The following is a 13,844-nucleotide window of genomic DNA, read 5'->3' as shown; positions in this document are numbered from 1 at the left end:
GTTGGAGCGCTGTCCTTCCAGCCGCCCGCTCCTATTGGCCTTTCAAGCAGAAAGTCAGGACATGGACGCTCGGTTTAAATCTCGCGACATCGAACGCCGCAGCCTGGATGTCGACGGCCTGAAACGGTCGTTCCTGGAATGGCTTGTCTATTCGGTCGGCAAGGATGCCCGCGCCGCCACCCGCCGCGACTGGTTCCACACCGTGGCGCTGGCCGTGCGCGACCGCGTCGTCGACCGCTGGATGGACACGACGCGCAGCTACTACCAGGAAGACGCCAAGCGCGTTTATTACCTGTCCCTCGAGTTCCTGATCGGGCGCCTGCTGACCAACAGCCTGTCGAACCTCGGCATCATGGACGAATGCCGTCAGGCTCTCGACCGCCTCGGCCTGTCGATGGAGGACGTGGTCGATGCGGAGCCGGACGCGGCTCTCGGCAACGGCGGCCTCGGCCGTCTGGCCGCCTGCTTCCTGGACAGCATGGCCTCGCAGGCGCTCCCCGGCTACGGCTATGGCATCCGCTACGAGTTCGGCCTGTTCGAGCAGCGCTTCGAGAACGGCTGGCAGGTCGAGTATCCGGAGCAGTGGCTGCAGTTCGGCAATCCGTGGGAATTCGCCCGGCCGGAGGTGCTGTACCCGGTCCAGTTCTATGGCCGCGTCGAGGAGTTCCGCGACAGCGTGGGCGAGCGCGCCTATCGCTGGGTCGATGCCGACCGCGTGCTGGCGATGGCCTATGACACGCCGGTCGTCGGTTTCGGCGGCGAGAACATCAACACGCTGCGCCTGTGGTCGGCCCGCGCCACCCGCGACTTCAACTTCGGCCACTTCAACGACGGCGCCTATATGAAGGCGGTCGAGCAGAAGATCCTGTCGGAGAATCTCAGCCGCGTCCTCTACCCCAACGACGCGACGGAGACCGGTAAGGAACTGCGGCTGAAGCAGGAGTATTTCTTCACCTCCGCCTCGCTGCAGGACATCCTGCGCCGCTATCTGCAACATCATTCCAGCTTCGAGAACCTGCCCAACAAGGCGGCGATCCAGCTGAACGACACCCATCCGGCCATCGGCATCGCCGAACTGATGCGCCTGCTGGTCGACCAGCACGCCCTGCGCTGGGACGACGCGTGGGACATCACGCGCGCCACCTTCGCCTACACCAACCACACCCTGCTGCCCGAGGCGCTGGAAGCCTGGCCGGTGCGGATGATCGAGCGGGTGCTGCCGCGCCACATGCAGATCATCTACGAGATCAACGCTAAGTTCCTGAACCGCACCAAGGCGCGGGCGGACGGCGACAATGCCAAGCTGTCGCGCCTGTCGCTGATCGACGAGCGTGGAGAGCGCCGCGTTCGCATGGGCAATCTGGCCTTCCTCGGCTCGCACAAGGTCAACGGCGTGTCGGCCCTGCACACCGAACTGATGAAGCAGACGGTGTTCGCCGACTTCCACGAGGAATTCCCCGACCGCATCAACAACAAGACCAACGGCATCACCCCGCGCCGCTGGCTGAAGCAGGCCAACCCGGCCCTGTCGGAGCTGATCACCACCCGCATCGGCGAGGGCTGGATCTCCGACCTGTCGCAGATCTCGGCCCTGCGCGAGAAGGCGGACGACGTGGTGTTCCGTGAGGAGTTCCGCCGGGCCAAGCGCAAGAACAAGAAGCGCCTCGCCGCCTACATCGCCCGCCAAACCGGCGAGGAGGTGCTGGTCGACAGCATCTTCGACGTCCAGGTCAAGCGCATGCACGAGTACAAGCGCCAACTGCTGAACGTGCTGCACACCATCGCGCTCTACAACGAGATGCGCGACAACCCGACGGTCAGCTGGGTCCCGGTGACCAAGGTGTTCGCCGGCAAGGCGGCGCCGTCCTACCACATGGCCAAGCTGATCATCAAACTGATCAACGACGTGGCCAAGGTGGTGAACCATGACCCGTCGGTGCATGACAACCTGAAGGTCGTGCTGCTGCCGAACTACAACGTCACCGCCGCCGAGATCATCATCCCGGCCGCCGACCTGTCGGAGCAGATCTCCACGGCCGGCATGGAGGCGTCGGGCACCGGTAACATGAAGCTGGCGCTGAACGGCGCGCTGACCATCGGCACGCTGGACGGTGCCAACGTCGAGATCCGCGAGCATGTCGGGCCGGACAACATCTTCATCTTCGGCATGACCGCGGACGAGGTGAACGACCTGCGCGCCAGCGGCGGCTTCAACCCGCGCGAGGTGATCGCGTCGAACCCCAGCCTCAAGCGGGCGCTCGACATGATCTCCACCGGCGCTTTCTCGCCGGATGACCGCAACCGCTACCACCCGATCGTCCAGGCACTGACCGACGGCGGCGACCATTTCCTGGTGACGGCCGACTTCGCCGACTACTGCCAGGCTCAGGATGCGGCGATGGAGCTGTACCGCGACCCGGAGGAATGGACCCGGAAGGCCATCCTGAACACCGCCAACATGGGCTGGTTCTCGTCCGACCGTACGGTCAACGAGTACGCCGGGGAGATCTGGGACGTACACCCGGTGCACCCCAACCATGACGGCGAGGGATTCCGGTAACTTTCTTCGGTGGGGAGTTAAACCCCCACCTAACCTCCCCCGCTGGGCGGGGGAGGGACTGCCGCCGAACGCCGACAAGGGTCCAATTCCCTCCCCCGCCCAGCGGGGGAGGGTCAGGGTGGGGGCAAACGCCCCAGCAGAACCGCAACCGGCGCTTTACAAGCCCCCCTCCATTGGGCTATGACATCCACCATGAACCGCAAGGCCATCACCACCACTACGACCAAAAAAGCGACTCGCTTCGGCGGGCAGCGTCGTGGTGCGTGCTGATCGGATCGACCAGCGTTTCTTCCACGAGGCAGGCCCCGCCGGACAACGGACGGGGCCTCGTCGTATCCGGGGTCCGCTGTCCGAACGACCGATAGGCCGGTCCGATCAACAGTGCGATAGACAGGACGGAACCCCGACATGAGCAGCAACAACGCCTCCGCTTCCTCCAAGTCCCTCCGCGTCGCCGTGGTCGGCGCCACCGGCGCCGTCGGCCGCGAGATGGTCAAGGTCCTGCACGACCGCAGCTTCCCGGTCGCCGAGCTCGGCCTGTTCGCTTCCGAGCGCTCCGCCGGCAAGGTGCAGGAGACCCCCTACGGCGCCCTGACCCTGAAGGCCTTCGACGCCGCGGTGGTGAAGGGCTATGACGTTGTCCTGCTGGCCGTTTCGGGCGACTTCGCCAAGGCGCATGCCAAGGATCTGGCGTCGGCCGGCGCGCTGGTGATCGACAACAGCTCCGCCTTCCGCTACGACGCCGACATTCCGCTGATCGTTCCGGAAATCAACGCCCACGTTTTCCGCGAGGCGTACGCCAACGGCTCCCGCCTGATCGCCAACCCGAACTGCACCACGGCCATCGCCGTCGTGGCGCTCGGGCCGCTGCACAAGGCCTTCGGCATCAAGCGCGCCATCGTCTCCACCTATCAGGCCACCAGCGGCGCCGGAGCCGAGGGCATGGCCGAGCTGGAGGAGCAGACGCGCAACCAGCTGGACGGCAAGCCGGTCACCAACAGCGTCTTCCGCCACCCGATCCCCTTCAACCTGATCCCCCAGATCGACGCCTTCCAGGAGAACGGCTACACGAAGGAGGAGATGAAGGTGACGTGGGAGACGCGGAAGATCATGGAGGTCCCCGACCTGCTGGTCAGCTGCACCGCTGTCCGCATCCCGACCTACCGCGCCCATTCCGAAGCCATCACGCTGGAGACCATCCAGCCGGTCACGCCCGACGCCGCCCGCGCCGTCCTGGCCGATGCCGCCGGCGTGAAGGTGGTGGACGATCCCGCCAACGGCGCCTATCCGATGCCGCTGAACGCCACCGGCCAGTACGACGTCGAGGTCGGCCGCATCCGCAGCAACCTGGTGTTCGGCGACCATGGCCTGGATCTGTTCGTCTGCGGCGACCAGCTGCTGAAGGGCGCCGCCCTGAACGCGGTGCAGATCGCCGAGCTGGCTCTGTAAGCAGAGACCCAAGGCTCTGGAATCCCAGGGCCGGCACTGCTATGTAATGCGACGGGGGCCGATGGGCGTGTTTCGCCTGTCGGCCCTTTCTCCGTTCGCCTGTCGGCCCTTGGGCCGTTCATAAGATCACCTTCTCTTGTCACGGGACTTTGCGCATGTCCGAACTTCAGGACGCCGTCTCCCGCCGTCGGACCTTCGCCATCATCGCGCACCCCGACGCCGGTAAGACCACGCTCACGGAAAAGCTGCTGCTGTTCGGCGGCGCCATCCAGATGGCCGGCGCCGTCAAGGCCCGCGGCGAGCAACGGCGCGCCAAGTCGGACTGGATGAAGGTGGAGCGCGAGCGCGGCATCTCGGTGACCGCCTCGGTCATGACCTTCGATTTCGATGGGCGGACCTTCAACCTGCTCGACACGCCGGGCCACGAGGACTTCTCGGAGGACACCTACCGCACGCTGACCGCAGTCGACAGCGCTGTGATGGTGATCGACGGCGCCAAGGGCATCGAGACGCAGACGCTGAAGCTGTTCGAGGTCTGCCGTCTGCGCGACGTGCCGATCATGACCTTCTGCAACAAGATGGACCGTGAGGCACGCGATCCTTTCGACCTGATCTCGGAGATCGAGAGCGCGCTGGCGCTGGAGGTCACGCCGGCCAGCTGGCCGATCGGCATGGGCCGCGACTTCCTCGGCTGCTACGACCTGATCCGCGACCGGCTGATCCTGATGGACCGCAGCAAGGGCGACGAGATCGACGAGGGCATCGAGTGCAACGGCCTGGATGATCCCCGTTTGGACGAGCTGCTGCCCGCCCATGCCGTCGCCAAGCTCCGCGAAGAGGTGGAGATGGCGCGCGGCCTGATGCCGGCCTTCGATCTGGAGGCCTATCGCGCCGGCCATCTGACGCCGATCTATTTCGGCTCCGCCATCAACAATTTCGGCGTGCGTGAACTGCTGTCCGGTCTGGCGGAGAACGCCCCGCCGCCGCGTCCGCAGCCGGCCGATCCGCGCACCGTCCAGCCGGACGAGGAGAAGGTCACCGGCTTCGTGTTCAAGGTCCAGGCCAACATGGACCCGAACCACCGCGACCGCATCGCCTTCGTCCGCCTCTGCTCCGGCCGCTACAAGCGCGGTGCGAAGCTGAAGCACATCCGCTCGGGCAAGCTGATGGCGGTGAACAACGCCGTGCTGTTCCTGGCCCGCGACCGCGAGGTGGCGGAAGAGGCATGGCCCGGCGACATCATGGGCATCCCCAACCATGGCAGCCTTCGCATCGGCGACACGCTGACGGAGGGCGAGGATCTGCGCTTCACCGGCGTGCCCAGCTTCGCGCCGGAACTGCTGCAGCGCGTCCGCCCGGACGATCCGATGCGGGTGAAGCACCTGCGCAAGGCGCTGGAGCATTTCGCCGAAGAGGGCGCCTCCCAGGTGTTCAAGCCGCTGACCGGCGCCGACTGGGTCGTCGGCGTGGTCGGCCAACTGCAGTTCGAGGTGCTGGCCTCGCGCATCGAGGCGGAATACGGCATCGCCGCCCGCTTCGAGGGGGCCGGTCTGGACGCCGCCCGCTGGGTCGAGACCGACGACAAGGCCCAGCTGGAAAAGTTCATCGAACTGAACCGCTCGGCGCTTGCGGAGGACCATGACGGCGCCCTGGTGTTCCTGGCGCGCAACGCCTGGCACCTGAACCGCGCGCAGGAGGATTTCCCGGCGCTGCGGTTCCTGAAGACGCGCGAACAGAACCGCAAGGTCCATACCGCGGCCTGACGGACAGCACGCTCTTCCTGTCGCCCGCCCCTGGCTGAACCCTGGGGCGGGCTCCCTTTTACCCACTGAAATACGTACCGGACTTCCCAGCTGGACGGACCGCTTGACGGCGTCGGTCCGGTGTCGGAACGTGTGCAAGTGCGCTTAACAGTTTCGACACGTAATCAATGGCCTCCGTCGGACGGACAGGGTCGGAAATGAGGCGGTCATGGCGTTGGGATTGGACGAACTCCTGGACAACAGCGGATTGGTGCCGCATGGCGTCTGCCTGTTGTGGCGGCCCGACATTCTGGCGCTGCATGTCGCCTCGGACGTGCTGATCGGCCTGTCCTACTTCTCCATCCCGGTGGCGTTGACCTATTTCGTCATGCGTCGGCGCGACGTCGAATTCGGCTGGATGGCGATCCTGTTCGCCCTGTTCATCATCGCCTGCGGCACCACCCATTTCCTCGGCGTGTGGACGCTGTGGAGCCCAGATTACGTGCTGGAGGGGCTGGTCAAGGTGATCACCGCGTTCGCGTCGCTTGCGACCGCCGCGGCCCTGTGGTGGCTGATGCCGCGCCTTCTTGCCCTGCCGAGCCCCAAGCAGCTGGAGGCGACCAACCGGGCGCTGGAGCAGGAGATCGCCATCCGCCGCCAGATGGAGATGCGCTATTCCAGCTTCTTCAACAATCTGGCCGAGTCGCTGTTTATCGTCCAGGTCCTGCCCGACGGCGATTTCGCCTATGAGGCGATCAACCCGGCGCTGGCGCGGGCCACCGGCCTGGATCCGGAGCGGCTGCGCGACCGCCGCGTCCGCGACGCGCTGGCGCCGGAGGCCGCGGCTTCGGTCATCTCCCGCTACGTGGCCTGCCGGGACGGCGGCGAGAGCATCGATTACGAAGAGACCCTGGACCTGCCGGTCGGTCAGCGCGTCTTCCACACCATGCTGGTTCCGGTGAAGGACGCCGCCGGCCGTGTCGTCCAGATCCTGGGCAGCGGCCGCGACGTGACCGAGCGCAAGCGCTTGCAGGCGGAGGTGGTCCAGACCTCCAAGCTGGCGACCCTGGGTACGCTGGCCGCCGGCATGGCGCATGAGATGAGCCAGCCGCTGAACGTCATCCGCCTGTGGACGGAGAACATGCTGTCCCGCCTGCGCGACAATCTGCTGGAGCCCCAGCGGGCTGAAAGGTCGTTGACCCTGGTGATCGAGCAGACCGACCGCATGGCCAAGCTGATTGACCATGTCCGCACCTTCGGCCGTCGGGACGGCGGCGGCATGCGGGCCTTCACCCCCGCCCGTTGCGTCCAGACCGCGGTGGAGATGGTGCGCCACCAGTATGCGTTGGAGGACATCGAGATCACAGAGAGTGCCACGTCGGCGCAACTCCCGGTGACCGGGCGCCCACTTGAATTGGAGCAGGTGATTCTCAACCTTTTCTCGAACGCGCGCGATGCTATCATCGCGCTTCGTGCAACGGGCCGGGAGGCGGGACGCATCATGGTGGCTGTCAGCGACGACCGGGATGGTCAGAACGTCGCCATACAGGTGACCGACGACGGCGGCGGCATCGACCCGTCGGTTCTGCCCCAGATCTTCGATCCCTTCTTCACGACCAAGGAGGTCGGCAAGGGGTCGGGGCTCGGCCTGTCGATCGGCTATGGCATCATTGACGGCATGGGTGGCCGCATCGATGCCCGTAACGTCGATCTGGAGGGAGGGCGCCGTGGCGTCCGCTTTACCATAACCCTGCCCAGCCAGCCGGTTTCCTCCTCCGACAGGGAGCTGTCGCATGCCTGAACCGCTGCACATCCTGATCGCGGAGGACGAAGTCCTCGCGGCGATGGCGCTTGAGGATTTCCTGTCGCTCAAGGGCTTCCGCGTAACCGTCGCCGCCAATGGTGCGGAGGCGCTGGAACGCTACGGTCGTGAGCAGGTCCATGCGCTGGTGACCGACCTGCGCATGCCGCGCATGGACGGGCAGACCCTGATCCGCGAAATCCGCGACCGGGATGCTGCGTTGCCGGTGGTGGTGATGACCGGCTATCTGACGGAGGACAGCGATCTGAAGCATGAGCGCTGGAAGCCGCTGGAGATTCTCAGCAAGCCGGTGAACCCCCGCATCATCTGCGAAACGCTGCACCGCATGCTCGGCCTGCCGCTGGAGGCTTGAGGCAGGACGGCGGCAATAGGCGGCGACTGGCGGCGCGGTTCAGTCTTCCAGCGGTTCGACGTCGACGCTGACGGTCAGGCCGTGGCCGGCGCCGCCGACCAGAACGCCGCGGGCCGGGCTGACGTCGTCGTAATCGCGGCCCCAGGCGATGGTGATGAAGTCGCGGTTGGCGACGCAGGCGTTGGTCGGGCAGATGTCCAGCCAGCCGGCGGCGGCCCCGCACCAGACCGATGCCCAGGCATGGCTGACATCCGCGCCCACCAGGCGCGGCCGGCCCGGCGGGGGCAGGGTGCGCAGGTATCCCGACACATAGCGGGCCGGCAGGCCCATGGCACGGACGCAGCCGACGGCGATGTGGGCGAAATCCTGGCAGACGCCGCGGCGGTTGCGCATCACCGCCGCCAGCGGCGTGGCGACCGTCGTCGCGGCGGGGTCGAAGGCGAACTCCCGATTGATGCGGTTCATCAGGTCGATGGCCGCCACCACCGCCGGGCGGCCGGGGGTGTAGCTGCCCCGCGCATAATCCAGCAGTTCCAGGCTGGAGGCGACGAGCGCACTGTCGAAGCAATATTGCGTGATCTCCGCCCCGTCATCCGGGCCGGACAGGCCGCGCAGGCTGTCGCGCACATGCTCCCACGGGGCTGAGTCGTCAGGCGCCAATGCCGGCGGCTCGAACACCTCGACCTCGCTTTCCGCGATGACCGAGAAGGTCCGGTGCGGCTCCTGCACGGCGACATAGGTGACGGTGTTGCCGAAGTAATCCACCCGGTCCGACCGCACCGCCGGGATCGGATCGATGGTCAGCAGACTGCGCCGGATGCGCTGGCGCGGGTGCGGCCGGGCGGTCAGGTGCAGCAGATGGTGGGAGATCGGCACATCCTCGCCATAGTCGTAGGCGGTGGCGTGGCGTACGCGGTAGCGGGTGGCGGAACCGCTGCTGCCGGGAAGCGGGGTGGGAGGGGTCATCGGGTCAGGCCGATCGTGCAAAGGCATGGCTGAAATAGGCATGCGCCAGGAAGTTCGACACGTCCGGCAGCGACATCGCCAGCGTGTCCAGCAGCGCCCGCAACGCATCGCCGGAGGCGAGCGCGTCGGTCCGCTCCAGCCCGTTGCGCGCGGCGGCGACGATGGCCAGCGCCCCGCCGGTGGGATCGGTGCCGGTGCCGACGCCCTGGCTGGGCAGCGCCCGCAGGTGCCGGTCCAGTGCCGCCAGCTGGAAGGCCAGCGCGCGGGGATTCGCCTCCTCCCCCAGCAGCAGGTCGAGCACGGAACTGCGCTGGACGCTGGTCAGATGGCGGGCGCGGTAGGTCATCACGCTTTCGCCCAGCTCCAGCAGGACCGCCAAGGTGGCCGCCTGCATCGGCTCGTCCAGGCGGTCGAGGTCGGCGACATGGACGCCGCGCATCAGCGCGATCATGTGCAGCGACCGTTCGATGCGCCGCCCAATGTCGAGGAAGCGCCAGCCGGCGCCGCGGGTCATGCTCTCCTGCTCCAGGCCGGAGAAGGCGGCCAGAGTGATCATCACGTCGTCCAGCCGCAGCAGTAGCGACGCCGCGTCCATCCGTCCCTTCGGCGGCTGGGACTGGCGGTCGATGGCCGAAACCACCCGCCACATGTCCATCGACAGGCGGTCGCGCACCGAATAGGCGGTGCGGTGCAGGCGCAGAACCTGGGCGCGCAGGCTGTTGGGATGGTCCGGGTCGTTCACCGCCGCGTGCAGCGCCTCGCGCAGGCCGCGGTTGGCCCCGCTTTCCGTCACCTGCGCCATGTCGGCCGGGATCATCCCGAGAGAGCAGAGCAGGTCGAGCAGCGGGCGGAGCTGCAAGGTGGCGCCGGGCATGTTGCTGTCGATCAGCCGGCTCTGCGTCGCGCGCAGCAGGCGCAACGCACCCTCCGCACGTTCCGCATAGCGGCCAAGCCAGTAGAGGCCGTCGGCGACGCGGCTGGGCAGGTCGTTGGCGGACGGACGGGCGCCGCTGGCCGTCGGCTCCGTCGCCAGGGCCGGCCGCGGCTGGGCGGAAGCGACGTCGGCGCGCCGCGGCGCCAGGATCCAGGTGTCCTTGCTGCCGCCGCCGCTCTGCATCGACACCACCAGCCGGCCGGATTCGCTGGACACGCGGGTCAGCCCGCCGGGCATGACGGCATAGCCGCCGCTGGGTGTGGCGCAGAGGAAGACACGCAGGACCAGCGGACGCGGCTGCAGCCGGCCATCCTGCCAGACCGGGGCGGTGGACAGCGCCATCTGTTCCTGCGCCACGAAATACCAGGGACGGCGCTTTATCCGCTCGATCAGCGCCGACCGCTCGGCGGCCGACAGCTGGGCGCCGAAGATCGGCTCGAAGGACAGGGAGGGGAAAGCCGGCTTGACGACCAGCCCATCGAGATGGTCGATGACGTAGGCGCGCTCGGCATCGTTGCCGCACCACCAGCTGGCGACGCCGGGCAGCCGCAACTCCTCGCCCAGCAGATGGCGGCAGAGCGTCGGCAGCGACGACTTCATCGCCATCGATTCCATCAGGCCGGAGCCCAGCGCGTTCGCCATCACCACATTGCCGGCGCGCACCGCCTCGATCAGCCCGGCCACGCCCAGCGAACTGTCGGCGCGCAGTTCCAGCGGATCGGCGAAGTCGGCGTCGAGCCGGCGCAGGATCACGTCCACCTGTTCCAGCCCCGACAGGGTCTTCAGGAACACAGTCCGGTCGCGCACTGTCAGGTCCGCCCCCTCGACCAGGGTCAGGCCGAGATAGCGGGCGAGATAGACATGCTCGAAATAGGTCTCGTTGTAGGGACCCGGGGTCAGCAGGACCACGCGCGGCAAACCGCGGGCGCCCCCGGTTCCGTTCGCCCGCGGTGCCAGCGACAGCAGCGTTTCCTTGAAGGTGTCGAAGAAGCCGGTCAGCCGCTCCACTTGGCAATGGCGGAAGCTGTCGGGCAGCACCTTGGCGATCACCGCGCGGTTTTCCAGCGCATAACCACTGCCGCTCGGCGCCTGGGTGCGGTCGGACAGCACCCACCAGCGCCCGTCCGGCGCACGGGCGAGGTCGACGGCATAGAAATGAAGGTGGACGTCGTTCGGCACGCGGATGCCGTGGACGGCGCGGCGGAACCCGGGGTCGGCATGGATCACCGACGGCGGCAGCCGGCCGTAGCGTGTCAGGGTCTGCGGCCCATAGATGTCGGTCAGGATGGCGTTCAGCAGCGAGGCGCGCTGGATCAGCCCCGATTCGATGGCCTTCCATTCATGCGCCGGCAGCAGCAGCGGCATCATGTCGAGCGGCCAGGGGCGTTCCATCCCGTTGGGATCGCCGTAGATGTTGTAGGTGACGCCGTTCTGGTGCAGCAGCCGCCGCGCCTCCTCCCACCGTTCGGCCATCTGTACGGTGTCGAGGGGCCCCAGCGTGCTCATGAAGGTCTGCCAGTGCGGCCGCAGCCGGCCCTGGCCGTTCACCATCTCGTCATAGACCTGGCCGGAGCCATAGCCGATGGCATCAGCCTCGCCGAACAGCGATCCCTGTGTGAAGGGAACCGGCGGCATCCCCGACGGGACCACGGACGCCGGCGCGCGGAAAGGCTGATCGGGCTGGGACAAGGTCTGACTGATGCTTTTTGCCTATGAACGGAGCAACAGTCTGAACGTCCGCGTGCTGCGATGCAAGGCTGGCGGCCGGCGAACCAATCCGAAAGCGGAAAAGAGTTCATGATCGGACGGCTCGCCTCCGACAAAGAAAAGCCGGAGCGCCGCGTGAAGCGACGCTCCGGCTTGCCGGATGTTGCGGAAGACCGCCGGAGGTCAGAGCGTCTTCAGGTATTCCAGCAGCTGCCAGCGCTGCGCGTCGGTCAGTCCGGCGCCGAACTCGTGGCCGGTGTTGCGGTTGCCGGGCTTCGTCGTGTCATAGACGAAGGTGGCGCCCGCCGCCGAGGAATCCACGCCGACCTTGACCGGGTCGATGGAGGTGCTGCCCATGCGGAAGGTCGCCGACCGCTGGGAGGCCGGCAGCAGCATCTCATACAGGTTGGGGACCGAACCGTTGTGCATGTAGGGCGCCGTCGCCCACACGCCGTCCAGCGGACGGGCCTTGTAGGCCAGCAGCATCTTGATGGTGCCGGCCAGCGCTTCCTCGTCGGCGGTGGCGCTGCCGGAGGTGGACGCCTTGGCGGGAGCGGCGGCGGCCTTCGCCGCGCTGCCGCCGGCCGGGACGGCGCCGACGGTCGGCTTGGTCTGGCCGCGGCCGGTCAGGGCGGCGATCACCTTCTGGTGGTCGGCCGTCTGCTTGGCGCCCGGCTTCACGAAGGGCGTGGTGTCCAGCGTGCCGCCCTTGGCCCGGGATTCCGGCGACCAGCCGGCGGGGGCGCTGGCGGTCAGCCAGGGCGCCGGGGCGTCGTCGCCCTTCATCAGGTCGAGCAGCAGGCCCGGCTCGCGCACCAGATCGCCGAGGATGGCGCCGATCACCGCGTTGGACAGCAGGTTGGCGGCGAGATCCGGGTTCTTCAGCGGCTTGCCGCCGAGAAGTTGCGGCGGCATGGCGACGTTGGCGATGGCACCGGTGTCGACCTGACGGCACAGCGCATCGACCGCCATCTTCGGATCGGCGTCGTAGTTGACGGTGATCATCTTGGCGGCGACGGCGGCATCGACGCCCTTGGTGCAGATGGTGCCGAAGGCTGCGATCACCGCCTTGGCGTTGTCCGGCTGCGCCCAGTTGAACAGCGACACCATCTGGATGGGGGCCGTGGTGTAGGTCTCGCCGCGCGGCAGGATGGCGTGGCAGCTCTCGCAGTTTTCCTTGTAGATCGGTTCGCCGGCCGCGGCCTTGACGATGTCGACGTTGCCGGCGAGGCTGTCCGGCCACACGGGCGACCGCAGCTTGCGCAGCTGGTTTTCCATGTCGACCAGATTACGGCCGCGGACCGTGGACTTGTAATAATAGTGCGCGGCGTCGGCCGGCGGCTTCAGCGTCACCTTGCCGAACACGCCCAGCACCTCGCCGGCATTGCGGCCCAGAGCGTCGAAGGCGGTGGCGTTCGGCAGCAGGCCGTTCCACTGCACCCGCGGCTGATGCGGCGCATCCCACAGGTAGGGATAGCTGACCGGGGCGTTCGGCGCGCGGTTGTTCTTCGGCAGGTTCAGATCGATCGCCGACACGCGGTTGAAGATCATGCCGAAGGCGTCGGTGCGCATCGGCCCCCAGGGCGTGTCGGGGGTGCTGGCCGCGACGAATTCGGCGAAGGAGCGATCGAAGTCCTTCAGCGCATTGTACAGCGCCAGCTTCTGCTGATCGGTGGCGTTGGCACCCAGCACGCGCGTGGCGAAGGGCTGGAAGGCGGCGTCGCTGGTCACGGTGGTGTGGACCGCGTTGCTCAGCCCGCTGATGAAGCCATAGAGGTCGCCGGTGGTGACCGCGCCGTCGATGCGCATGGTCTTGCCGTTCACCGTCACGTCGCCGGTGTGGCAGGCGGCGCAGGTCATGCCGAACCATTCGGTCTTGTCGGGATCGACGTCCTTGACGAAGCCGACCGGCAGCAGATCGGGGTTCCAGTTGGCCGACGTGTTGGCGGGATAGCCGTAGCGGGTGATGCTCTTGACGAAGGGCTGCTTGGTCTGCGGATCCTCCAGCGCCATGAACCAGTCATAGCGCATGATCTGCGAGCCCTGGGTGGTGGTGTAGTACCACTGTCGGGCTTCCTGCGACCAGCCCTGGTCCAGATACCACAGGCCGTTGACCTCGGTCGGCGGTTTGACCGGCACGGGGCGGGGCGGCTTGGGCGGTTCGGCGCAGGAGGCGAGCAGCAGCGCGGTGGCGGCCAGGGTCGCGTAGACGGGGGTTTTCATCCCTGTTGTTCCCTTATCGGTGGCGTGGCGCATGGGCCTTCGACCGAAGAGGGTAATGCCGATAATCTATGCGCGCGAAATTATATCGC

General features: G+C 67.2%; 8 protein-coding genes. 5 read left to right on the top strand and 3 right to left on the bottom strand.

Translation table 11 applies throughout. From position 1 onward, the window contains the following. Positions 1–61: 61 nt before the first annotated feature. The 5 genes from J2Y49_RS07715 to J2Y49_RS07695 all read left to right on the top strand — a co-directional run bounded on the left by J2Y49_RS07715 (position 62) and on the right by J2Y49_RS07695 (position 7,925). Positions 62–2,560 carry a glycogen/starch/alpha-glucan phosphorylase gene (locus tag J2Y49_RS07715; RefSeq protein WP_310113793.1) on the top strand — a complete coding sequence of 833 codons (2,499 nt, stop codon included), beginning with the start codon at positions 62–64 and terminating at the stop codon, positions 2,558–2,560. A gap of 408 nt (positions 2,561–2,968) precedes the next feature. Continuing rightward, on the top strand, positions 2,969–4,009 hold the full coding sequence (locus J2Y49_RS07710) for an aspartate-semialdehyde dehydrogenase (protein WP_310113792.1): 1,041 nt from the start codon (positions 2,969–2,971) through the stop codon (positions 4,007–4,009). 155 nt (positions 4,010–4,164) lie between these two features. Further along, complete coding sequence (locus tag J2Y49_RS07705) at positions 4,165–5,772, top strand: peptide chain release factor 3 (protein ID WP_310113790.1); 1,608 nt, start codon at positions 4,165–4,167, stop codon at positions 5,770–5,772. A 208-nt stretch (positions 5,773–5,980) separates the two neighbouring features. After that, positions 5,981–7,552: an ATP-binding protein gene (locus J2Y49_RS07700; protein WP_310113789.1), complete on the top strand. Its 1,572-nt coding sequence runs from the start codon at positions 5,981–5,983 to the stop codon at positions 7,550–7,552. After that, on the top strand, positions 7,545–7,925 hold the full coding sequence (locus J2Y49_RS07695; RefSeq protein ID WP_310113786.1) for a response regulator: 381 nt from the start codon (positions 7,545–7,547) through the stop codon (positions 7,923–7,925). The genes J2Y49_RS07700 and J2Y49_RS07695 overlap by 8 nt, the downstream gene beginning before the upstream one ends. A gap of 39 nt (positions 7,926–7,964) precedes the next feature. Here the strand turns inward: J2Y49_RS07695 and J2Y49_RS07690 are convergent, their stop codons facing one another. From J2Y49_RS07690 to J2Y49_RS07680, 3 genes are all read right to left on the bottom strand, one after another. Beyond that, the gene (locus tag J2Y49_RS07690) at positions 7,965–8,891 is read right to left on the bottom strand and encodes a transglutaminase family protein (RefSeq protein ID WP_310113784.1); all 927 of its coding nucleotides are present in this window, start codon (positions 8,889–8,891) and stop codon (positions 7,965–7,967) included. A 4-nt stretch (positions 8,892–8,895) separates the two neighbouring features. Then, entirely contained in the window at positions 8,896–11,514 is a 2,619-nt protein-coding gene (locus J2Y49_RS07685) for a circularly permuted type 2 ATP-grasp protein (RefSeq protein WP_310113783.1), read from the bottom strand. Between the two features lie 201 nt (positions 11,515–11,715). Continuing rightward, positions 11,716–13,755 (bottom strand): di-heme-cytochrome C peroxidase, encoded by a 2,040-nt coding sequence (locus tag J2Y49_RS07680; RefSeq protein ID WP_310113782.1) that lies wholly within the window; start codon positions 13,753–13,755, stop codon positions 11,716–11,718. Positions 13,756–13,844 lie beyond the last annotated feature (89 nt).

It is taken from the genome of Azospirillum sp. BE72, assembly GCF_031455875.1.
In the GTDB taxonomy this organism is placed as follows: Bacteria; Pseudomonadota; Alphaproteobacteria; order Azospirillales; family Azospirillaceae; genus Azospirillum.
This window is presented reverse-complemented; position numbering and strand designations above follow the sequence as displayed.

What these genes read in the sequence shown, in the direction of transcription:
- J2Y49_RS07715 (WP_310113793.1), top strand. Translation starts at nt 62, where the DNA reads ATGGACGCTCGGTTTAAATCTCGCGACATCGAACGCCGCAGCCTGGAT.
- J2Y49_RS07710 (WP_310113792.1), top strand. Translation starts at nt 2,969, where the DNA reads ATGAGCAGCAACAACGCCTCCGCTTCCTCCAAGTCCCTCCGCGTCGCC.
- J2Y49_RS07705 (WP_310113790.1), top strand. Translation starts at nt 4,165, where the DNA reads ATGTCCGAACTTCAGGACGCCGTCTCCCGCCGTCGGACCTTCGCCATC.
- J2Y49_RS07700 (WP_310113789.1), top strand. Translation starts at nt 5,981, where the DNA reads ATGGCGTTGGGATTGGACGAACTCCTGGACAACAGCGGATTGGTGCCG.
- J2Y49_RS07695 (WP_310113786.1), top strand. Translation starts at nt 7,545, where the DNA reads ATGCCTGAACCGCTGCACATCCTGATCGCGGAGGACGAAGTCCTCGCG.
- J2Y49_RS07690 (WP_310113784.1), bottom strand. Translation starts at nt 8,891, where the DNA reads ATGACCCCTCCCACCCCGCTTCCCGGCAGCAGCGGTTCCGCCACCCGC.
- J2Y49_RS07680 (WP_310113782.1), bottom strand. Translation starts at nt 13,755, where the DNA reads ATGAAAACCCCCGTCTACGCGACCCTGGCCGCCACCGCGCTGCTGCTC.